Source organism: Streptosporangium sp. NPDC049376 (genome assembly GCF_044466505.1).
Taxonomy (GTDB): Bacteria; Actinomycetota; Actinomycetes; order Streptosporangiales; family Streptosporangiaceae; genus Streptosporangium.
Genome location: NZ_JBITMT010000030.1, coordinates 35,938 through 56,980, shown reverse-complemented (window position 1 = coordinate 56,980; position 21,043 = coordinate 35,938). Strand labels below are relative to the sequence as shown.

Below are 21,043 nucleotides of genomic sequence, written 5' to 3'. Positions count from 1 at the left end.
CTATCCTGGAGGCATGGCAAGCCGTACCGCGACCGAACTCGTCCACCCCGACTCCGACCAGCTCCGGTTCACCGCGGTGCTGGCGGCCCTGAGCGACCCTCTGCGCCTGGCCATCGTCGCCCAGCTCGCCGACGTCGAACCCGACGGCGAGCTGATGTGCACGACGCTCGCGGTACCGGTCAGCAGGTCCACCCGGAGCGGCCACTTCAAGGTCCTGCGGGAGGCGGGTGTGATCCGGCAGAGGGACGAGGGGACACGGCGGCTGAACCGGCTGCGCCGTGACGACCTGGACGCCCGTTTCCCCGGCCTGCTCGACCTCGCGATCCTGCAGGGTCGCGAGGTGCTCAACGGCTGGTGAGACCGGACCCGGTGGGCTCGTGCGCCTCCCACCGGGCGGGGCCTACCGCGTGCGGTAGTCGCCCAAGCCGCGTTCGAGCAGGTGGAAGGCCTGTTCGGCGTTGACGACCGCGTCGGGGTAGACGGCGTCGGCCGTCTCGCCCTCCAGTAGCCGCCGGATGTTCTCCGACATCAGGGCGTTGCGGGTGCCGAGCATCTGTGCGGCGGCGACGCGGGCGATCGGGTTCGCCCGCCCGTCCTGGGTGGTGAGCTCCCCGGCCAGCAGCTCCTGGCCACGCGCCAGGAAGCGGCACCGGTGGCCACGGTCGGGAACGGCGTGGTGATCTCGTTCGTTTCCCCGATCAACGCCGTGTTCGTGATCGCCGCGGCCATCATGGCGCCCCCCCTTCGCCGCATGGCTGCGCGAACCCGCCGCCCCCTCCCTCCCCGCTGAACAGGTGGACGCATGAGCAAGCCCTGGCTGACCTGGACGACCTTCGCCGTGACCGCCGTGACCACCACCGCGGGCCTGTTCCTTCCCGGCCTGTCCGCGTTGCTGGCCAGGAGCCCCGGCCTGCTGGACGGTCAGTGGTGGCGGCTGCTCAGCCCCATCCTGGTCAACCCGGAAGGCTGGTACCAGATCCTCTTCAACGGGGCCGCGCTGCTCCTCCTCGGCACGTACGCCGAGCGGGTGTACGGCCGGGCCCGCTGGTTGCTGCTCTACCTGGGAGGCGCCCTGGCCGGGGAGGTCTACAGCTACGCCGTCGGCGACTACAGCGCCGGCTCGTCCGTCGCCATCGCCGGCCTGCTCGGCGGACTGGCCGTCTGGGTGGTGCGCGGCCACTCCGGGCTGCCCCGTAGGCCCAGGATCGCCGCCGCCGCACTCCTGGCCGGCGCGGTCGTGCTCGCCCTCATCGGAGACGAGCACGGTGCCCCCATCCTCACCGGCGCCCTGATCGCCCTGGTCCTCCCCGCCCGTGCGGTAGGGGAGAACACCGCCCACGCCCGATGAGCGTCCGGCTCGCCACGACCGCCGCGGAGGTCGCGATGCGCCTCGACCGGGGTGGGCTGGGGACCGTCGTGAACGCGGCCCGGAGCCGACGTGCTCGATCAGCCGATCGGCGGCGCGAGGTACTCCAGCGCGTAACCGTCTCCGGAGGCGGTCACGCGGGCGATGCCGGGAGAGTCGAGATGGGCGCCGGCCACGAAGTGGTTCGGCTGGGTCAGCCGTTCGAGAAGGGCCGCTCGCGCGGAGCGGGCCTGGGACTGGTCACCGTCGAGCTCCCAGGTCACGTTCGGCTGCTCGAACTGGAGCGTGGGAACGTGAACGGTGTCGCCCCAGACGAGAAGGTGGCCGGTGCCACTCCTGACGTCGTAGACGGTGTGACCGGGCGTGTGGCCCGGCGTCGGGATCGCGGTGACCCAGCCGTTGATCGCGACCTTCTCCGACACGGGTACGACCCGGTCGCGGATCGGCTCAAGCCGCCCGGTGAACACCGAGGTGTCACCCGCGCCGATCCACACCCGCTCAAGTTTGGCGAACGCCTCCGAACCGTCCGGCGCGATCAGGCCGCTCACGTGGTCCTCGTGATTGTGGGTGATGGCCACGTCGGTGACGTGCGCGCGGTCGATTCCCGCCTCGTCGAGCGCGTCGTGGATAAACCCCATTCCCGGGACGTGCCAGACGTTGGACGCGCCGGTGTCGACGAGAACCGACCGCGTGCCGTCGGTGACGAAGAAGGCGTTGACCGACAGCCGCAGGTTGTCGTCGATCAGCGGGACGGCGGCAGGAAGCTCGTCGAGAGCGCACCCGTCCTCGTCGCGGAGCCGTGTCGGCGGCATGTCGATGTACCCGTCTCGCAACGAGGTCACCTGCAGGTCGCCGAATTCAAACGTGGCATAACGCAGGCCACTTGAGATCAAACGCATGGAATCTCCATCGTGCTGAGCGCGCATCGCGCATCTTCAATAGAAGACAATATCTCCTTTAGAAGAAAGCATACACTGTGGGCGTCGAGATACCCCCATCGATCGAGGAGCACGGTGGTCGAGCAAGACGGAAACGGTGACGACCTGGCCGGAGCGTTCGGCGGTAACGTGCGGCGGCGCCGCGAGGAGGCGGGCCTGACGCTTGAGCAGCTGTCCGCGCAGTCATCGGTCAGCCGGGCGATGCTGTCCAAGGTCGAACGCGGCGAGAAGAGCCCGACGATCGGCGTCGCGTCCAGGATCGCCCACGCGCTCGACGCGTCACTCTCGGACCTGATCGGCGCGCCGGCCGCCGCCGCGCCCGGCGTGGCCATTGTCATGCGCAAGAACGATCGTCCCGTCTTCCGTGACCCGGAGACCGGCTTCGAGCGGCACATGGTGTCAGCGGCCCCGGGTGCGGGAGGAGCCGAGATGGTCGTCCACTATCTCCCCGCGCAGGTCTCCACCGGGCTGCTGCCCGCGTATCCGCCGGGTACGGAGAAACAACTCGTGGTGCTCAAGGGCACCCTCACCGTCGCGATCGGCGGGATCAGCGAGACCCTGAACACCGGCGACTCCCTGTTCCTCCAGGCCGACGCGGACCACGGCTTCGCCAACCGAACGAACGCTCCCTGCGAGTACATCATGGTCATCTCGCGCAGAACCTGACCGGCCGCAGCGTACGGGCCTGGGCAGACGGCGCCACACGCCACCTGCCGTAGCTGTACGAGAACCGCGCGTGTTCGGGTCAACGGCGGATGAGGCCGAGGTCGGTGGCCACGGCGACAGCGGCGGTACGGGAGTCGACGCCGAGTTTGGCGTAGATACGGGCCAGGTGGGATTTGACGGTGCCCTCGGTCAGGTGGAGGCGTGTGCCGACGGCCTGGTTGGACAGGCCGTCGGCGACCAGGGCGAGGACTTCGGTTTCGCGCCGGGTCAGGGTGGTGCCGGGGGCACGCAGGCGGTTCATCAACCGGTCGGCGACGGTGGGCGCGAGTGTGGTGCGTCCGGCGGCTGCGGTGTGCACGGCGGCGGCCAGATCTTCGGGCGGGGCGTCTTTGAGGAGGTAGCCGGTGGCGCCGGCTTCGATGGCGGGCAGGGTGTCGGCGTCGGAGTCGTAGGTGGTGACGATCAGCACGCGGGGGGCTCCCGGGCGGGCGGTGATCCGGGCGGTGGCTTCGGCGCCGCCCATGCCCTTGCCGAACTGCAGGTCCATCAGGACGACGTCGATGTCGCCTTCGGCGGCGCGGGTGACGGCGTCCTCGGCGGTGGCGGCTTCGGCGACGATGACGAGGCCGGGCTCGGTTTCCAGCACGGCGCGCAGCCCGGCCCGTACAACAGGGTGGTCGTCGGCCACGAGCAGGCGGATGGGAGTGTCGTCGGTCACGGGCGGGCCTCGGGCTCGGTGTCGGCTGGTGGGGTGAGAGGCAGTTGGGCGGCCAGGGCGGTGCCGTGGCCGGGGGCGGATTCGACGGTGAGAGTGCCGCCGAGGGCCTGGACGCGGGCGCGCATGGCGGCCAGTCCGAAGCCGCCGGTCTCGGGATCGGGGGCGGGCAGGCGGGCGGGGTCGAAGCCGCGTCCGTCGTCGGCGACGTCGAGGGCGACGTGGTCACCCAGATAGCCGAGGGTGACCTCGGCGGTGGTGGCCTCGGCGTGCTGCACGACGTTGGCCAGGGCGGACTGGGCGATTCGCAGCAGCGCGACCTCGTGCGCGGTGGTGAGCGGGGCGGGATCGCCGGTGAGGCGGAACCGCGCGGTGAGCCGATGCCGGGCGGACGCGGTGGCGCACAGGCGTTCCAGGGCACCGGCCAAGGTGGTGCCCTCCAGCGTGGGCGGAGTGAGGGCGGCCACGAAACGGCGGGCCTCGGCGAGGTTGTCGACGGCGGCCTGCCTGGCCTGGCCGACGTGGCGGGCCGCGTTCTGCGGTGCCTGGGGCAGTGCGCGCTCGGCGGCCCGTAGCAACAGCTGGATGCTGGACAGGCCCTGGGCGAGGGTGTCGTGGATCTCGCGGGCCAGACGTTCGCGTTCGGCGAGCACACCGGCGGTGTGCTGGACCCGGGCCAGGTCGGCGCGGGTGGCGGTGAGTTCCTCGATCAGCCTGCGGCGGCGCTCGCTCTCCCGGTACAGGGCCTGATAACCCCGTACTCCCGCGACGGTGACGGCGGCGCCGAGCGCGGGGCCGATGGCCATGGCAGGACTGAAGGAGTGCTGGTGGGCGGAGAATCCGGCGATGGCCGCCACCGCGGTGGCGGCCACCGTGACCGGTCCGGCGCGGCGAGGCAGGAGATGAAGCTGGAGGAAGTACAGCGGGAAGGCCACCCACACGGCGTCGGGAGACAAGGCCAGCAGCACCAGCCATACGGTGCCCACGACCGCGAGCCACCAGGCGGCACCCCGCCACGTGCGCCGGACGCGCGGCGCAAGCGCACCGGCGGCGTACACCAGGCCGCACGCCCCCGCCGTCGCGGCGATCCATCCGGCATGGGGATGGTCGCCGGCCAGTGCCCGGCCGGCGGTCAGGACGAGCAGGCCGATGATCAGCAGGTGCAGGCACCAGGCCAGGGTCCGGGTGGTGAGGGTCAGAGCGGAGGCGGTGGCGTTCACAGTGTCCTCCAGCCTATGGAGGCAGGCCCGTGGAGGCCTCCATCGAAAGTTAGAACCCGCGTGCCGTCCTTCGGCCCGTGAAGTTCCCCCCTGCGCCAGACGCGTGTGTGGGACGCCGGCGGCGACGGTTGAGGCGTACCCCGCTTCCACCACCGGAAAGGACAGGCCAAGGCCGTGTTCGTCGCCTGGAGAGACCTGAAGTTCGCCAAGGGGCGCTTCGCCCTGATGGGAACCGTCATCGTGTTGATCACCCTGCTGGTCGGGCTGTTGTCCGGGTTGACGGCCGGTCTGGGTCAGCAGAACATCTCCGCGATCACGGAACTGCCCGCAGACAAGATCGCGTTCCAGGCTCCCGGCGACGGCCAGAACCTGTCGTACTCCAACTCCACCGTCACCGAGCAGCAGTGGCTGCAGTGGTCCACAGCACCCGGCGTCGAAAACGCCGAACCGCTGGGGATCACCACGACCAAGGCCGCCGCCGGAGACAAGAGCACCGCCGTCTCCGCCTTCGGCGTCAAGCCCGGTTCCCGCCTCGCCCCGGTCGGTGACAAGATCAGCGACAGTGCGGTGGTACTGTCCGTCGCGGCCGCCGACGACCTCGGCGTGCAGACCGGCGGCTCCCTCACCCTGGCAGGTCAGCGGCTGACAGTGGCCGCCGTCGAGGGCGATGCCTCCTTCAGTCACACCCCGGTCGTCTGGACCAGCCTGGATGTCTGGCGCAAGACCGTGCCGCCCACCGGTGGTGGGCAGGGCCCGACCGCCACCGTCATCGCCCTGACCACCGCCTCCGAAGCCGACACGGCGACCACCGACCAGCGGATCGGTACCCGGACGGTCTCCATCCAGGACTCCCGGTCCGCGATCGGCTCCTACACCTCGGAGAACGGCTCCCTGCAGCTGATGCGCGGCTTCCTGTTCGTCATCTCCGCCCTCGTCATCGGCGCTTTCTTCACCGTGTGGACCATCCAGCGCAGCGGCGACGTCGCCGTCCTCAAGGCACTGGGCGCCTCCACCGCCAACCTGCTCAAGGACGCTCTCGGCCAGGCCGTCGTCCTGCTCACCGGAGGCACCCTGCTCGGCACCGGCATCGCCGTCGCACTCGGCGCCCTCGTGTCCGGCTCCGCTGTGCCGTTCCTCCTCACCCCCGCCACCGTCCTGATCCCGGCCGCCGTGATCATCCTCCTCGGCGCGCTCGGCGCCGCCCTGTCCATCCGCCGTATCACCTCCGTGGACCCGCTGACCGCCCTGGGGAGCGCCCGATGAGCCTGAACCTGACCGACATCACCCTCACCTACCCCGACGGCGAGACCCGCCTGACCGCTCTCGACCAGGTCAGCCTGGAGGTTCCCCAGGGCAGCCTGACCGCCGTGGTGGGCCCTTCCGGCTCCGGCAAGTCCAGCCTTCTCGCGGTCGCCGCCACCCTGATCACCCCCGACACCGGCACCGTCACCGTCGACGGCCAGAACACCACCGGCCTCACCCGCGGCGAGTTGACCGAACTGCGCCGCCACAAGATCGGCATCGTCTTCCAGCAGCCCAACCTGCTGCCCTCCCTGACCGCTGCCGAACAACTCCAGGTCATGGCCCAGATCGACGGCCGTAAACCCCGCACTGCACGCGACCGCGCAATGGAACTCCTCGACGCCGTCGGCCTCGCCGACCAGGCGGGCCGCCGCCCCCACCAGCTCTCCGGCGGCCAGCGCCAGCGCGTCAACATCGCCCGCGCCCTGATGAACGACCCCACCGTCCTCCTGGTCGACGAACCCACCAGCGCCCTCGACCACGAACGCGGCGCTGCGGTCCTCGACCTGATCGCCCGCCTCACCCGCCGGCAGGCCACCGCCACCGTCCTGGTCACCCACGACCGCACCCACCTCACCGACGCCGACCAGATCGCCGAAGTCCACGACGGACGTCTGCGCCTTCCGGCACCGACGCTCTGAAACCGGCAGCGGCGCGCCGGGCGAGCGGACGGGATGAGGAGGCGATCACGGTGTGGAAGGCGCAGGTGCGGCCGGCCGTGGGACCACCGCGGCGAACCTGGATCATCTGGTGCGTGCGATCAAGCGCGGGTTGAAGAAGATCCAGTACCGGCCGCATCTGATCGGCGGCTGCCTGGCCGGGACCGGTCCGGTTCTCAAGCCCTCGTAACTCCACGAACTAAAGAGCAACGGCCGGGCGCCTTCGCTGGTCGCCCTCGACGTGGGTGAGGAAGAAGTCCCGGATGTCCTGCGCCAGGAGCTCCGGCACCTCCATCGCGGCGAAGTGGCCGCCGCGCTCGAACTCCGACCAGTGCCTGATGTCGTACAACCTCTCGGCCAGCGGCCGTACCGACTGCGTGATGTCGTGGGCGAACACCGCCACACCGACCGGCACCGGGCACGGCTCGGTCCGCCGTGGAGTCTCGCGGTGCAGCCGCGCCGAGGAGGCCGCGGTGGCGGTCAGCCAGTACAGGGAGATGTCGGTGAGCATCCGCTCGTCACTGATCGTCGAGCGGGGGTCGGTCCACTGCGCGAAGCGTTCGGCGATCCAGGCCAGCTGGCCGACGGGCGAGTCGGTCAGCGCGTAACCGATGGTCTGCGGAGTGGCGGCCTGCAGTGCCTGGTACGGCGGGCGGCTGGCCATCAGCTGCCGGACCTTGTCCAGCCGGGCCTCGTCCGTCTTCGACAGTTCGACGTCGGCGTCCGGGTCCGGCCGGGTGGGCAGATAGTTGACGTGCACCCCGGCGACCCGATCGGGTGCCACCGCGCCGAGTGCCAGGGAGATGCCCGAACCGAAGTCGCCACCCTGCGCGCCGTAGCGCTCGTAGCCGAGACGGCGCATCAGTTCGGCCCAGGCCTGTGCGACGTGGACGATGTCCCAGCCGCGCCGGTGGGTCGGCCCGGAGAAGCCGTAGCCCGGGATGGACGGGATCACCAGGTGGAAGTCGCGCGACAGCGGCTCGATCACGTCGAGGAACTCCAGGAACGAGCCGGGCCAGCCATGGGTGAGGATCAGCGCGAGCGCGTCCGGATTCGCCGAGCGCACATGGACGAAGTGGATGTTCTGGCCGTCGATCTCGGTGGTGAAGTGCGGAAGCTCGTTGAGCCTGGCCTCATGCGCACGCCAGTCGTACCCGGTGCGCCAGTACTCGGCGAGTTCCTTCAGCCGAGTCAGCGGGAAGCCGTAGTCCCACCCGGCGTCGGCGACCTCGTTGGGCCAGCGGGTTCGGGAGAGACGGTCGGTCAGGTCGTCGAGGTCGGCCTGGGGGATGTCGATGCGGAACGGCTTGATCACGGTCCTCACTCCGGGAGGTTCAAACGTTAGTGACACTAACAAAGGTAGACTGTTAGTGCCACTAACGCAAGAAGCGGAGGAATCCCGTGGGCACGATCCCCGAACCGACCCCGGCCCGGCTGCGCGCCATCCCCAGCCGCCTGCTCGCCGGAACCGCGATCGTCGCCGACCGGCTCGTCGGTGAACGCCTGTCCGCGGAAGGTGCTCACAAATGGCACTTCGCCGTACTGGTCACGCTCGCCGAGGCCGGCTCCGCCAGCCAGGCCGAGCTCAGCCGCCGCACCGGCATCTACCGCAGTGACATGGTCGCCGTCCTCAACGAGCTGGCGGGCGCCGAATACGTCCGCCGCGAACCCGACCCCGTCGACCGCCGCCGCAACGTCATCACCCTCACCCCCGTCGGCCGCCGCCGCCTGGAGCACCTCGACGCGCTCATCGCCGACGCCCAGCGCGAACTCCTCGCCCCCCTCACCCCCGGCCAGCAGGAGGAGCTCACTCGACTGCTCACCGTCCTCGTCGAACACCACCGCCCCCCGCACCCCCGCCCGCACGACGCGCGATAGCCCATCGCCCGCCTCCGGAGTCTCCGCGAGGTGACCCGATCGGGGTCCGTCCCGGAGTTCCCCGACCACGGCGGGCCGATCCATCGCCCCGGGGTGACGTTGTCAACGGGAGTCATGTGTCTCGACAAGGTCAGTCAGATGACACGGATTCGAGGGGTGATCCGTCAACCGGATCTCTGTTATCAACGAACCATCAGATAGTTGGACAACGGTAGTAAAGGGGAACTATCCATGTCACAGCGCACGAAGTCCATCAAGCTGAGGCTTCTCGGCGCCGTCGGCGCCGCGGTCATGCTGGCGCCTGTGCTGGCGACCGGTTCGGCCCAGGCCTCCACCGATACCGCTCGCCAGGCGTTACTGGTCACCGGCATCCACGTCTACTCCTCCACGGGCTTCTCCGGCCCGGACGCCTGGCTCAACGGAGACCCCGGTCAGTGCTACTACGTCGGCGCCGGCTGGAACGACAACATCCGTTCCGCCCGTACCGAGAGCAGCCGCCTGGTGGAGCTGTGGGACAACTACGACTGCACCGGTGGAGCGATCGTCGTCGACAGCAGCGGCTACAACTCGATCGGCAGCTGGGTCAGCGCCTACCGCATCCGCTAGTTCGGTGACGCTGGACGCGAGCGGTGAAGGCGACTCTGTTCCGGCCGCGGGCGCGCGGAAGGAGCGGTACGGAAACCAGCGGTAGAGCCTGCCGCCCGTGAGAACACGGAGGCCGCACCCGACAGGACATCCGTCTCTGCCGGGTGCGGCCATGCCGTGGCGCGGTCACGGGCCGGAGAGACTTCTCCGCCCGTCCTCACACCGTCCCGCTCGAACGCGGTCCCGCGGCTCAGTCCTCCAGCTCGTCCAGCAAAGAGGCCAGCAGGTCCTCCTCCGGTCGCACGATCCGCTCCGCGATCTCGCGCAGGGTCAGTTTCTCCAGAAAGAGCGTGACAGGGACGTCGAGGTCGAAGTCGTCGCGCATGCGGCCGACGAGGAAGACGGCCGTGAGCGAGTCGCCGCCGGCGGCAAGATAGGTCCTGTCCAGGTCCTCGGTCCTGGTCAGCCCGAGCGTGGCCGACAGCAGTCCGATCACCGCGTCCTGCAGGTGACCGGTGTTCGCCAGGGCGGGCACCGAGACGGGCACCGAGGCTAGCGCGGACAGGGAGAAGGCTCCGTAGGAGACCCCGGAGAAGGCGCGGGTGCGAATGGCCGGCCGGCTCCCGGCCCACTCCTCGACCGCCACGTGCACGTTGGTTCCGCCGATGCCGACGGAGGTGATCCCGGCCCTCCGGGTCCCCCGCGAGGACGTCCAGGGAGAGGCGGCGGTGACCAGGTCGAAGGGGGAGGCCTGGAGGCGGAGGTCGGGGTGCGGGCGGGTGACGTTGGCCGAGGGCACCAGGGTCCGGTTCTCCAGCATGAGCACTGTCTTGATCAGGCCCGCGACTCCGGCGGCGGCGTCCAGGTGGCCGAGGTTGGACTTGACCGAGCCGATCAGACAGTGGTCGGCCTCGGCGAAGGCGGTGGAGGCGGCGGCGATCTCGATGCGGTCGCCCAGTTCGGTGGCGGTGCCATGGGTCTCCAGGTAGTGCGCCTGCGCGGGGTCGAGTCCCGCGGCCGCCCACGCCTCGACGATGGCGGCGGCCTGCCGGTCGACGCTGGGCGCGGTGAAGCCGACCTTGGCCGAGCCGTCGTTGGTGATCGCGGAGCCACGGATGACCGCGCGGATCGGGTCGCCGTCGGCCGCGGCGTCTTCTAGCCGCCTGAGCACCACCAGGCCGACGCCGTTGCCGGGGACCGTGCCGGCCGCCTTCTCGTCGAACGGGCGGCACCGGCCGTCGGGGGAGAAGACGCCACCGGGCCGGTAGAGGTAGCCGCGCCTGCGGACGGAGTCGATCGAGACGCCCCCGGCGAGCGCGGTGTCGCATTCACCCAGCAACAGTGCCTGCGCGGCCAGGTGGACCGCGGTCAGCGAGGTGGAGCAGGCCGTCTGCACGGTGAGGCTGGGGCCGTCCAGTCCCAGGCGGTAGGAGATCCATCCGGCCAGGAACTCGCGGTCGGTCAGGACACGCAGGTGCATGGCGCCGTACCGCGCGGCCAGACCGGGGTCGGCGTGGGCGGCGATCATGTGCTCACTCAGTCCGCCGCCCACATAGACGCCGGTACGCCGGGGTGGTCTGCGCGGGTCGTGACCGGCGTCCTCCAGCGCGTTCCACGCCGTCTGCAGCAGCTGGCGGTGCTGGGGGTCGAGAGCGACCGCCTCGGCGGGATTGAAGCCGAACAGTTCCGCTTCGAACCGGTCGGCGCCGACGAGGTAACCCTTCGACGGCACGTAGGCCGGGTCGCGCAGTTCCTCCTCGCCGACTCCGGCGTCGCGAAGCTCCTTCTCGCTGAAGTCGGTGATCAAACAGACCCCGTCGCGTAGGTTGGCCCAGAAGGCGGCGAGGTCGCAGGCACCTGGGAAACGGCCGCTCATTCCGATGACGGCCACGGCCGCATCAGTCACGATCTCCTCCTTGTTCTGGCCGCCAGGCGCGCCCGCCTGTCCGCGCCGTGTCGCCGGTCCTGGTCGTGGTGGGGTCGCGTGACGCCGTCGAGCCGGGCCGCGAGGGTGGCGACGGTGGGATGCCGGAACAGTTCGACCAGGGCCAGCTCGTCGTGGCCTTGGTCGTGCAGGGCCGCCAGGACGGTCAGCAGCCGGATCGAGGTGCCGCCCACGTCGAAGAAGTTGTCGTGTGTTCCGATGTGTTCCACGCCCAGTACCCGCCTCCAGATTCCGGCGATCAGTTCCTCGGTCGCGCCGGACGGGGTGTGATGGGGTTCGGTGGGACCGCGGTGTACGGCGAGCGGCTCCGGCAGCCTGGTCCGGTCCGCCTTGCCGGAGCGGTTGACCGGCAGCTCGTCCAGGAGTGTGACGGTGTCGGGCATCATGTAGCCGGGCAGGTGTTCGGCCAGCCAGGACCGTAGGGCGGCGGGGTCGGCTCCCGGGGCGACGGCGTAGGCGGCCAGCCGTCGCCCGTCGTCCTCGCCGACGACGCGGGCGGCGGCGACGGAGACCAGCGGGTGTGTCGCGAGCAGGCTCTCGATCTCGCCCAGTTCGATGCGGAATCCTCGGATCTTGACCTGGGTGTCGGTCCGGCCCAGATACGACAGCACCCCGTCGGCGTCGTAACGGCCCAGATCCCCGGTCCGGTACATGCGTGAGCCGGGTGGGCCGTACGGGGCTGCGACGAATCGCTCGGCCGTCAGTCCCGGCCGTTCGGCGTAGCCTCGGGCGAGCCCGGCTCCGGCCACGTAGATCTCCCCGGTCACTCCTACCGGGACCGGGCGTAGCCGTTCGTCCAGCACGTAGACGCGAACCCCGGCGACCGGACGGCCGAGCACCACCGGTTCGCCGGGTTCCAGATCGGCGAGGGTCGAATAGACGGTGGTCTCGCTCGGTCCGTAGGCGTTCACGATCCGCCGGTGCGGTGCCCACCAGCGTCTGACCAGTTCCGGCGGGACCGTCTCGCCACCGACGGCCAGGGTTCGCAGGTCCGGCAGTTCGTGCGGGGACATGGACATCGCGGCCGCGGGGGGCAGGAACGCGTAGGTGATGCGCGAGTCCTGGAGGCGTGCGAGCAGGTCTTCACCGAGACGTTCGTATTCGTGGGGGATGTGCAGTTCGGCGCCCGCCGTCCAGGTGAAGAGGAGGTCGGAGACCGCCACGTCGAAGCCGAAGTTGACGTACTGCAGGACCCTGTCGTCACGGGTGACGGGGAACTGCCCACGTACGGCCGTCACCAGGTTGAGCAGAGCGCCGTGCTCCACGGCCACTCCTTTGGGGGCGCCGGTGGAGCCGGAGGTGAACAGGACATATGCGAGGTTGCCCGGCTTCGGCGGGCCCGGGGGCGGCTCCAGCGGGCCGAGTTCGTCGAGTACCGGCACGTCCAGTTGACGGGCGAGCGCACGGGTGCCGTCGCCGGTGACGAGCAGGTGGACACGGGTACCGGAGACCATGGCGGCCAGGCGGGCGGGTGGGTGACCGGGGTCGAGCGGGACGTAGGCGCCGCCGGCTCTCAGTACGGCCAGCGCGGAGACGGCCATCTCCAGGGATCTCGGCAGGAGCAGGCCCACGGGGACCTCCGGTCCCACCCCCGCCCCGCGCAGCCGGGCGGCCAGGTCGTCCGCCCGTCGCAGGAGCTCGCGATAGGTCAGGGTGGCCTCGCCGTACGTCACCGCGACGGAATCGGGCCGCTCCGCGGCTGTCGCGGCGATGAGATCCGGCACGAGCGGGGACGAGGGGGCCGGGGGGCCGGCCGGAAAGCGGGTCGCCAGCGCGAACTGCTCGGCGTTGAGCATGCCGATCCGGCTGATCGGCAGGTCGGGGCGCTCCAGCAGTCCTTCGAGCATCACCCGCAGACTCCGGGCCCAGTGTCCGACGGTCGCCGCGTCGAACAGGTCGCTTCGGTAGACGACATGCCCGAGAAGTTCCCCGTCCCACCGTTCGACGTAGAGCAGCAGGTCGAACTTGGCTTCGTCCAGTATCAGTTCGATGCGTTCCACCCGTGTGCCGGGCAGCCGCAGGGTCAGTGAGGTGTCGCCGTAGTAGGAGAACATCACCTGGACCAGCGGGTCGTGGCTGAGCTGTCGTTCGGGCACCACCGCTTCGACGACGGCTTCCAGGGGCGCGTCGTGGTGCAGGCGGCCGTCGAGCAGGCGGTCGTGCAGCCGATCGACCAGCTCCCCGAAGGTGGGGTCGCCGGTGAGGTCGGCCCGGACGGCCAGGGTGTTGGTCAGCAGGCCCACCACGCCCTGGACCGAAGGGTGGTCGCGGCCGGAGACAGGTACGCCGATCACCAGGTCCCGCTGGCCGGTGACGCGGCCGAGGAAGGCGGCGAAGGCGGCGAAGAGCACGGTGAAGGAGGTGGTTCCCCGGTCGCGGGCAAGCTTGGCGAGGCGGTGCGGTGTGTCGGGAGGCAGGGGGAGTCGTTCGACGCCACCGGCGGTGCCCTGTACCGGCGGGCGGGGCCGGTCGGTCGGCAGGGCCAGGGTGTGCGGTGCGCCGGACAGGCTGTCGGCCCAGTAGGCGACCGCCTCCTCGGCGGGGTGTTCACGGCGCCAGGCGGCGTAGCCGGGGTACTGCAGCTCCAGGGGTTCCAGTTCGGCTCCGCCGTAGGCCGTGGCCAGCTCGTCCAGGAGGATCTGCAGGGACCAGCCGTCGCAGATCAGGTGGTGAGCGACAAACAGAACGCGGTGCAGGTCCGCCGAGACGGTGTGGACCGCGCACCGCAGCAGCGGTCCTCGCTCCACGTCGAAGGGCCGGGCGGCCTCCGCTCTCAGGTCGAGCCGCGCCACGCCGGTGAAGGCGAGTTCGGCGGAGTCGCAGACCACCTGGACGTACTCGCCGTCGCGGACGCGGAAGACCGTCCGCAACGACTCGTGTCTGGCGACCAGCGTCTCCAGCGCCCGGCGGAAGGCTTCGACGTCGAAGGGGCCGTGGACGGCGAAGGCGACCGGCACGTTGTACTGGGCCGTGCCCGGGTGCATGCGATCCAGCACCAGCAGCCTGGCCTGGGTGGGGGAGACGGGGAATTCGTAACGCATCGCGACTCCCGTGGGTTGGGGGCGAGGGCTGTGGTGACCGTCGCCACAGCCCGCGGCGCCCGCATGCTCTGCTCGGCGAACCGTGGGGTGACGGCGTTGTTCCACTCCGCCGGGAGGAGGCGAGTTCACCTACTCGGCCCCGTCCGCCAGCTGTTCGAAGGCATGCACGAGGCGTCCCATGATCAGCGCGGCCTCGGTGCGGGTGCGGCAGTCGGGCCGGTAGGCCAGCCGTATGTACAGCCGGTCAGCCGGATCGATCATGACGGCCAGCGGGTAGTGCGAGGAGTCCCAGACCTCGGCCAGCCGCAGGCGCCCGGGACGGTCCAGGCCGTCGCGGGGATAGTTCTCGAAGCCCAGCGCGGTGTCGAACAGGTCGCGATGCCCGGCCAGCCGTTGCAGGTCGGCCAGGCGCACGTACTGGTGGGCGGCCAGCCGGGCGTGCTCGTCCTGCAGGCGGGCCAGGAGGTTGTCGCCGAGCCTGACCCGTACCGGCAGCGCGTTGATGAACAGGCCGATCATCGACTCGATTCCGGGGATCTCGGGCGGGCGGCCGGAGACGATGGTGCCGAAGACGACGTCGTCCTGACCGGTCATCTGGGCGAGGACCATGGCCCAGGCGGCCTGGGCGAGGATGTAGAGCGTGACGTCGACCGCGCGGGCCCGCTCGCGCAGCCTCCTGCTCAGCTCTTCGGTGAGTTCGAGGTCGAGCGTGTGCGGGATCACGCTGTCGAGGGCGTCCGGATGCAGGCGGGTGGGACCGGGCAGCCCCGCCAGGACCGGTTCCCAGGCGGCCGTGGCCTTGTCCGGCTCCTGGGCGCGGAGCCAGGCCAGGTAGTCGCGGAACTGGGGGGCGGGCGGCAGCGTCTCGCCCTCGTACAGCGCGATGAGCTCGCGGGCCAGAAGGGGCTTCGACCAGCCGTCGATCAGGAGGTGGTGGACCGTCAGCAGCAGTTCCGAGCCGACCAGCGCGGCGCGGAGCAGCGGTGGCCTGGTGACGTCGAAGGGCCTGATCCGGTCGGCCGCCATCACCTCCTCCATCGTCTGTCCGTCCACCTCGACGAAGGGGACGGACACGTGTTCCGGCACCAGTTGCACCGGCCTGCGCAGCCCCGCCTTGTACCGGAAACAGGCGCGCAGGCCGGCGTGCCGTTCCACCAGGGTGTCGACCGCCCGCCGCAGTGCCGCCACGTCCACCGGCCCGTCGATCCGGAACCGGCCCTGCATCATGTAGACGTCCGGCCCGGACTCGACCAGGAGCGCACGGTAGAGCATGCCCTCCTGGGTGGGGGAGAGGGGCAGGATGTCCGACAGCCTGGACCCCACCACCGCCTCCAGAGCGTCGACCTGTTCCTGCGAGAGCTCGACCAGCGGGAAGTCCGAGCTGGTCGAGCCGCCCCCCTGTTCCCGGGCGAGCACGCCGAGCGCTTCGAACCACAGGTCGGCCAGGGTCTCGGCCTCCTCTGCCGACATGCCGGCGTAGGACCAGACGGCCACCAGGTGGGGTCCGTCGGCGATCACGTCGAGTTCCACGGCGTAGGTCGTCGGCACGTCGGTCGTGCCGACCGGTTCCAGGTCGCCGCCGGAGAAGCGCCCGAGGTAGTTGAAGCGCAGGTCGGGCCCGGGCGAGGCGGCCAGCCGCGGTGCGGTGTCCGGGTTGAGATAACGCAACATGCCGTAGCCGAGCCCGCCGCCGGGAACCGCCCGCAGCTGCTCCTTGACCTGCTTCAGCGTGACGCCGGCCGCGCCGTCCCAGAACCCTTCCGCGGCCTCCAGCCGGACCGGGTACTGCGCGGTGAACCAGCCGACGGTCGCCGAGAGGTCCACGTCGCCGGTCGGCTCCTCGCGTCCGTGGCCCTCCAGTTCGACCAGCAGGGCGTTGCCGTGGCCGCGCCACCTGGCCGCCGCGGCGGTCAGCGCGGCCAGCAGCACGTGGTCCGGCCCGCAGCGGTAGGCGGTGGGCAGCCGGGTGAGCACCGCCTCAGTGATCTCGGGCGCGAGGGTCCTGGTCAGGGTGGTACGGCTGCCGCCGCTCGTCCTGCCGGGCACCAGCCTGGCCTCCTCGCCCGTGTCCATCCCGGTCCAGAAGGACAGCTCGGCCAGGCGCGCCGGGCTTACCGCCTGCTCGTGCAGCAGCGTGGACCAGCGTTGCACGGAGGTCCCGCGCGGAGGAGGCATATCGGCGCCCGACAGCAACACCGCCATCTCGGCGGCCAGGATGCGCAAGGACACGCCGTCGGCGGCCAGGCGGTGCACGGTGAGGAGAAGCTTGCCCGCCTCCTTCTGCCAGACGGCCTGGAGCATCCTGCCCTTCTCGGGATCCAGGGCGGCCCCGCCGAGCCCCACCGGCTCGGCGGTCGCCGGGACCTCAAGCTCCCAGTGCTCGCCGGAGTGACGGACGAGCCGCGTCCGCAGGCTCGCGTGCCGTTCGGTCAAGATCTGGAGCGCTCGACCGATGCGCTCGGCGTCGGCGTCGTCGGGCACCGGCAGCAGGGCTGACAGCGCGAAGGCGTGCAGCAGGCCGTGGTGCTCACGCCACCGGTGCATGATCGGGGTGAGGGGGAAGCGCCCGACCGGCGAGTCGGTCGCCACCTCGCTCGTGGCTCCGGCGAGCGCGGCGAGCCTGGCCGGGGTCCGTGCGACGAAGACGTCCTTCGGGGTGAGGACGATCGCCTCCTCCCTGGCCCGGGAGACGAGCTGGAGGGCCGCGATGCTGTCGCCGCCCAGGGCGAAGAAGCTGTCCTGCGCTCCGACGTCGTCGACCTTGAGGAACTCGGCGAACAGCTCGCAGAGCCGGGTCTCCACGGCGCCGGCGGGGGCACGGGTCCCGGCCCGGCGCGGCGGCGCGGGCAGGGCGGCCCGGTGGAGCTTGCCGCTGCGGGTCAGGGGCAGGCTCGCCAGCTCGACGAAGGCGCCGGGCACCATCTGGACCGGCAGCCGGGCCGCCGCGTGGGCGATGAGCGCGTCCTGGTCGAGCTCGCCGTGCGGCACCACGTAGGCGATCAGGCGTCCGTCCCGCAGGGCCACGGCGGCGCCGCTCACCGAGGGGTGGGCGGACAGGACCGCCTCGATCTCGCCCGGCTCGACGCGTACACCGGACACCTTCATCTGGTCGTCGGTGCGGCTGAGGAAGTCCAGTTGCCCGTCGGGCCGCCGACGTGCGAGGTCCCCGGTCCGGTACATGCGCGCGCCGGGCTCGAACGGGCAGGCCACGAAACGCTCGGCGGTCAGCCCGGGCCGGTTGAGATAGCCGCGCGCCAGGAGGTCCCCGGTCAGGTAGAGCTCGCCGGGCACGCCCACGGGTACCGGGCGCAGCCGGGCGTCCAGCACGTAGGCCCCGACGTTGTCCATGGGCAGGCCGATCGGCGGGAGCCCCTGGGGCTGCTCCGTGCTCAGGGTCGCCAGGACCGTGCCCTCGGTCGGCCCGTAGGTGTTGTGGAAGCGGCGCCTGCTGTTCGCCCAGGCCCGCACCAGTTCGGCGGAGCAGACCTCGCCGATGGTGGCGATCACGCGCAGCGCCGGATACTCGCCCGGCGGCACACTGGCCAGGATCGTCGGTGAGATGAAGGTGCCGGTGATCTCGCGCTCCACGAGCACCTCCGCCAGCTCCCTGCCCGTCAGGGGACCGGGCCTGGTGACGACGAGTGTGCCGCCGGAGCCGAAGGCCATGCACAGCTCGCCGACCAGGACGTCGAAGGTCGGGGCGCTCAGCTGCAGTATCCGGCTGGAGGCGTCGATCCGGAGCTGCTCGACCAGGGAGACGGTCAGCGTCGCGTGCCCGGTGTGCGAGGCCACGACGCCCTTGGGGGTGCCGGTGGATCCGGAGGTGTAGTAGACGTGCGCGGCCTGCAGCGGTTCGAAGGCCCGCGGGAGCGGGGCCCGGCCGGAGTCGCCGGGCGACAACCGCGAGACACCCGTCTCCGGTAAGGGCGTCGCCGGGTCGGCCACGACGGCCACCGGCGCGGCGTCCCGCAGGATGAACACGATCCGGTCCTGCGGGTATTCGGGGTCGACGGGCAGGAAGGCGGCTCCGGCGCGCTGGACCGCGAGGATGCCCACCACCAGCTCCACCGACCGGCCGAGGACGAGTGCGACGATCCGCTCCGGACCGGCGCCGCACTCGCGCAGCGCCCCGGCCAGGCGGTCGGCCCGCGCGATCAGCTCGGCGTAGGTCACCGCCTCCTGCTCCGACTCGACCGCCACGGCGTCCGGTGAGAGGGCCGCCTGCCGTACCGCCAGATCCGCCGGCGAGGTGGCGGGCAGCTCCCGGGGGACGGCGGCGCCGGGCGTCTCTCCGGACAGCAGCGCCGCGTGGGAGATCGGCGTGTCGGGGGAGCGCACCAGGTCGGCCAGCAGGACGGTGAAACCGTCGGCCCAGGCGCGGACCGCCTCGGGGTCGTAGAGGTCGGTGCGGACCTCCAGCGCCCCCGCGAGGCCGTCCTCGGTGTCGCGCACGATCCCCATCACGTCGTGCTCGCCGCCGGTCTGCACGCGCTCCGGCTCGGCGATCTCCTGCAACATCCGCACGCTCTCCTGGCGGGTCAGGTGCATGAAGACCCATTGGAACAGCGGCGAGCGCCCGACAACCCGCTCGGGGCGGATCGCGCTGACGATCCGCCCCACGGGTACGTCGGCGTTGTCGAGCAGGCGCGGGAAGTCGGCGGTGAAGCGGCTCAGCAGGTCGGCGAAGGTCGTCTCCGGCTCGAAGTGCCAGCGGGTGGGAACCTCGTTCATGACGTAGCCGATGACGCGTTCCAGGCCCTTGGCCGCCCGATTGGCGACGGGCGTGCCGATCGTCATGTCGTCCTGGCCGCTCAGCCGGTGGGCGAGCACCGCGAAGGCGGTCATCAGGACTCCGTAGACGGTCGCGCCCCGCTCCCTGGCCAGCGCGCGGATCGCCGCCTCCCCCTCCAGGTCGATGTGGAAGGGAAGCCGCGTGATGCCGAACGGGCCGCGCGGCGCGCCGAGCGGCCCCACGGTCAGCGGGGGCGGAGGGGCGCCCAGATAGTCGCGCCAGAAGCCCAGCTGGGCCTGGAGCACCCCGGCCTCCTCCAGTTCGCGCTGCCACGAGGCGAAGTCGGGGTACTGGATCTCCGGGCGGCCGAGTACCGGCGGGGTGCCGTCGCGCACGGTCTTGTAGGCGGCGGTGAACTCCCTGTGCAGGATGTCGAAGGAGAACCAGTCGGTCACGATGTGATGCAGTGCCAGGACCAGGGTCGAGCGCTTTTCGTCAACCCTGATGAAGCGTCCCCGGATCAGCCGGTCCCTGCTGAGGTCGAAGCGCCGTCGGCTGTAGGCGGTCAGCTCGTCGTGGAGGGGGCCACGTAGTTCGGCCCGCTCCAGGACGAAGGGCCCCGCGGCGGGGAAGTCGGCGCGCAGTTCGTCGACCGATCCGGTGATGCGCATGCGCAGGATGTCGTGCTGCTCCTGGACGATCGTCAGGGCGGCTTCGAGGTCGCCGGGGTCCACGGGGCCGTCGAAGTGGTAGGCGCAGCAGAGGTTGAGGGCGGACAACTCCGAATAAAGCGCCTCGTAGACCCACAGGTCCTCCTGGCCTGGGCTGAGCCGTACCGGCCGGGAGGGGTCGCGTTGCGGGACGATGTCGGGGATCGCCCCGATCTGCCCTGCCTCGACGAGGCGGCGCAGGAGTGTGACGCGCTGCTCACGCGGGAGCGCGGCGAAACGGGTCGTGGTACTCATGGGGCCTCCGTCATCAGCGTGGACAGTCGCTCCAGCCCGGCGAGCACCTGCTCGGCCGGGAGCCCGAAGTCGACGAAGCAGGCCACTTCGTCGACGCCCAGGTCGCTCAGGTCGGTGAGGAACTCGCGGCAGCGCTCGGCCGGGCCGAGCAGTCCGCCCCAGTTCAGGTAGCGGCGGAGGGCGAACTCGGCCAGTGCGTCGCTCTCCCGTTCGGTGAGCCGGGCGGCCCGGCCGTCGTCCAGCCGGTTGGTGGCGGTCTGCGCCACGTAGGACTTCAGGTAGGCCTTGAGCGGCTCGCCTACCGTCCGGGCCGCGTCGTCGGCGACGTGGGTGTGGGCCATCAGGGTCACCGTGCCCTTTGGGTGCAGCTCCCGGTAGAGGGCGATCCTGCCGGCCAGTTCCTCGCGGGTCTGGCCGATCGTCGCGGCCAGTACGTTGGTGCGCAGCCGCCCGGCGGTCCTCCAGGTCTGCGGGCTGCCCGAGGTCGTCAGCCACAGGGGGAGCTCGGGCGAGTAGGGCGTGGGCTGGGGCCGTACCGCGACCGGCCTGCCGCTGCCGTCGGTGAACTCCACCTCCTCGCCCGACCACAGGCGGCGCAGCAGTTCGATGCCGTCCAGGGCGTGCTCGCGCCGCCCGGCGAACCGCTCGGGGGCGAGCACGAAGTCCTTGGAGTGCCAGCCGGTGGCCACCGACAGGCCGATCCGGCCGCGCGACAGGTTGTCGACGACGGCCCAGTCCTCCACGACCCGCAGCGGGTGGTGCAGTGGCAGCACCAGGCTGCCCGCCCGGATCGCGATGCGCTCGGTGGCCACCGCCAGGGCCGCGCTCAGCACCGACGGGTTGGGGAAGACCTGGCCCACCTGCTGGAAGTGCCGTTCGGGGGTCCAGACTGCGGTGAAGCCCAGTCGGTCGGCCGCTCTGGCGATGTCCAGGATCTCGGTGTACTTCGTGGCATGGCCGACGCCGCCGACGTTGTCGGCCCCGAAGAACATGACGCTGATATCCATCGGGACGTCAGTCCTTTCGCGAGC

Annotated in this window: 16 protein-coding genes; 7 read left to right on the top strand and 9 right to left on the bottom strand. The window is 71.0% G+C overall.

Translation table 11 applies throughout. The annotated features are described in order from the left end of the window. Nucleotides 1-13: 13 nt before the first annotated feature. On the top strand, nt 14-358 hold the full coding sequence (locus tag ACIBVQ_RS38010) for a helix-turn-helix domain-containing protein (RefSeq protein WP_352012256.1): 345 nt from the start codon (nt 14-16) through the stop codon (nt 356-358). 42 nt (nt 359-400) lie between these two features. On the opposite strand, the gene ACIBVQ_RS38005 is transcribed toward ACIBVQ_RS38010, so the two are convergent. Continuing rightward, nucleotides 401-553: a hypothetical protein gene (locus tag ACIBVQ_RS38005; protein ID WP_399183650.1), complete on the bottom strand. Its 153-nt coding sequence runs from the start codon at nt 551-553 to the stop codon at nt 401-403. 249 nt (nt 554-802) lie between these two features. Here ACIBVQ_RS38005 and ACIBVQ_RS38000 point away from each other — a divergent pair, with 249 nt between their 5' ends. After that, nucleotides 803-1,348 (top strand): rhomboid family intramembrane serine protease, encoded by a 546-nt coding sequence (locus tag ACIBVQ_RS38000; RefSeq protein WP_399183648.1) that lies wholly within the window; start codon nt 803-805, stop codon nt 1,346-1,348. Nucleotides 1,349-1,446: 98 nt separating this feature from the next. On the opposite strand, the gene ACIBVQ_RS37995 is transcribed toward ACIBVQ_RS38000, so the two are convergent. Further along, on the bottom strand, nt 1,447-2,265 hold the full coding sequence (locus tag ACIBVQ_RS37995) for an MBL fold metallo-hydrolase (RefSeq protein WP_399183646.1): 819 nt from the start codon (nt 2,263-2,265) through the stop codon (nt 1,447-1,449). A 114-nt stretch (nt 2,266-2,379) separates the two neighbouring features. Between ACIBVQ_RS37995 and ACIBVQ_RS37990 the strand changes: the two genes are divergently transcribed. Then, nucleotides 2,380-2,970 (top strand): helix-turn-helix domain-containing protein, encoded by a 591-nt coding sequence (locus ACIBVQ_RS37990; protein ID WP_399183644.1) that lies wholly within the window; start codon nt 2,380-2,382, stop codon nt 2,968-2,970. A gap of 79 nt (nt 2,971-3,049) precedes the next feature. Here ACIBVQ_RS37990 and ACIBVQ_RS37985 read toward each other — a convergent pair whose 3' ends face one another. Further along, nucleotides 3,050-3,688 carry a response regulator transcription factor gene (locus tag ACIBVQ_RS37985; RefSeq protein ID WP_352012261.1) on the bottom strand — a complete coding sequence of 213 codons (639 nt, stop codon included), beginning with the start codon at nt 3,686-3,688 and terminating at the stop codon, nt 3,050-3,052. Next, nucleotides 3,685-4,905 carry a sensor histidine kinase gene (locus ACIBVQ_RS37980; RefSeq protein ID WP_399183642.1) on the bottom strand — a complete coding sequence of 407 codons (1,221 nt, stop codon included), beginning with the start codon at nt 4,903-4,905 and terminating at the stop codon, nt 3,685-3,687. The genes ACIBVQ_RS37985 and ACIBVQ_RS37980 overlap by 4 nt, the downstream gene beginning before the upstream one ends. Before the next feature lie 174 nt (nt 4,906-5,079). Here ACIBVQ_RS37980 and ACIBVQ_RS37975 point away from each other — a divergent pair, with 174 nt between their 5' ends. Further along, nucleotides 5,080-6,168 (top strand): ABC transporter permease, encoded by a 1,089-nt coding sequence (locus ACIBVQ_RS37975; protein ID WP_399183640.1) that lies wholly within the window; start codon nt 5,080-5,082, stop codon nt 6,166-6,168. Further along, on the top strand, nt 6,165-6,848 hold the full coding sequence (locus ACIBVQ_RS37970) for an ABC transporter ATP-binding protein (RefSeq protein ID WP_399183637.1): 684 nt from the start codon (nt 6,165-6,167) through the stop codon (nt 6,846-6,848). Before ACIBVQ_RS37975 ends, ACIBVQ_RS37970 begins: the two co-directional genes overlap by 4 nt. Before the next feature lie 217 nt (nt 6,849-7,065). Here the strand turns inward: ACIBVQ_RS37970 and ACIBVQ_RS37965 are convergent, their stop codons facing one another. Then, nucleotides 7,066-8,181 (bottom strand): epoxide hydrolase family protein, encoded by a 1,116-nt coding sequence (locus tag ACIBVQ_RS37965; RefSeq protein ID WP_399183685.1) that lies wholly within the window; start codon nt 8,179-8,181, stop codon nt 7,066-7,068. Between the two features lie 86 nt (nt 8,182-8,267). On the opposite strand from ACIBVQ_RS37965, the gene ACIBVQ_RS37960 reads away from it, so the two are divergent. Together ACIBVQ_RS37960 and ACIBVQ_RS37955 are read left to right on the top strand one after the other, a co-directional pair. Beyond that, entirely contained in the window at nt 8,268-8,744 is a 477-nt protein-coding gene (locus ACIBVQ_RS37960; RefSeq protein WP_399183634.1) for a MarR family winged helix-turn-helix transcriptional regulator, read from the top strand. Nucleotides 8,745-8,975: 231 nt separating this feature from the next. Continuing rightward, nucleotides 8,976-9,350, top strand: coding sequence for a peptidase inhibitor family I36 protein (locus tag ACIBVQ_RS37955; protein ID WP_352012267.1), 375 nt, complete (start codon nt 8,976-8,978; stop codon nt 9,348-9,350). A 229-nt stretch (nt 9,351-9,579) separates the two neighbouring features. Here ACIBVQ_RS37955 and ACIBVQ_RS37950 read toward each other — a convergent pair whose 3' ends face one another. The 4 genes from ACIBVQ_RS37950 to ACIBVQ_RS37935 form a co-directional block, all read right to left on the bottom strand. Continuing rightward, nucleotides 9,580-11,235 carry a beta-ketoacyl synthase N-terminal-like domain-containing protein gene (locus ACIBVQ_RS37950; RefSeq protein ID WP_399183632.1) on the bottom strand — a complete coding sequence of 552 codons (1,656 nt, stop codon included), beginning with the start codon at nt 11,233-11,235 and terminating at the stop codon, nt 9,580-9,582. Next, complete coding sequence (locus tag ACIBVQ_RS37945) at nt 11,232-14,315, bottom strand: amino acid adenylation domain-containing protein (RefSeq protein ID WP_399183630.1); 3,084 nt, start codon at nt 14,313-14,315, stop codon at nt 11,232-11,234. The genes ACIBVQ_RS37950 and ACIBVQ_RS37945 overlap by 4 nt, the downstream gene beginning before the upstream one ends. A 129-nt stretch (nt 14,316-14,444) precedes the next feature. Further along, entirely contained in the window at nt 14,445-20,012 is a 5,568-nt protein-coding gene (locus ACIBVQ_RS37940; RefSeq protein ID WP_399183628.1) for an amino acid adenylation domain-containing protein, read from the bottom strand. Continuing rightward, a complete protein-coding gene (locus tag ACIBVQ_RS37935) occupies nt 20,009-21,019 on the bottom strand; it encodes a MupA/Atu3671 family FMN-dependent luciferase-like monooxygenase (RefSeq protein ID WP_362913045.1) in 1,011 nt (336 codons plus the stop codon). Before ACIBVQ_RS37935 ends, ACIBVQ_RS37940 begins: the two co-directional genes overlap by 4 nt. Nucleotides 21,020-21,043 lie beyond the last annotated feature (24 nt).

Excerpts from the sequence above, each read along its gene's own strand:
- ACIBVQ_RS38010 (WP_352012256.1), top strand. The coding sequence starts at position 14 with ATGGCAAGCCGTACCGCGACCGAACTCGTCCACCCCGACTCCGACCAG.
- ACIBVQ_RS38005 (WP_399183650.1), bottom strand. The coding sequence starts at position 553 with ATGCTCGGCACCCGCAACGCCCTGATGTCGGAGAACATCCGGCGGCTA.
- ACIBVQ_RS38000 (WP_399183648.1), top strand. The coding sequence starts at position 803 with ATGAGCAAGCCCTGGCTGACCTGGACGACCTTCGCCGTGACCGCCGTG.
- ACIBVQ_RS37995 (WP_399183646.1), bottom strand. The coding sequence starts at position 2,265 with ATGCGTTTGATCTCAAGTGGCCTGCGTTATGCCACGTTTGAATTCGGC.
- ACIBVQ_RS37970 (WP_399183637.1), top strand. The coding sequence starts at position 6,165 with ATGAGCCTGAACCTGACCGACATCACCCTCACCTACCCCGACGGCGAG.
- ACIBVQ_RS37955 (WP_352012267.1), top strand. The coding sequence starts at position 8,976 with ATGTCACAGCGCACGAAGTCCATCAAGCTGAGGCTTCTCGGCGCCGTC.
- ACIBVQ_RS37945 (WP_399183630.1), bottom strand. The coding sequence starts at position 14,315 with ATGCGTTACGAATTCCCCGTCTCCCCCACCCAGGCCAGGCTGCTGGTG.
- ACIBVQ_RS37940 (WP_399183628.1), bottom strand. The coding sequence starts at position 20,012 with ATGAGTACCACGACCCGTTTCGCCGCGCTCCCGCGTGAGCAGCGCGTC.
- ACIBVQ_RS37935 (WP_362913045.1), bottom strand. The coding sequence starts at position 21,019 with ATGGATATCAGCGTCATGTTCTTCGGGGCCGACAACGTCGGCGGCGTC.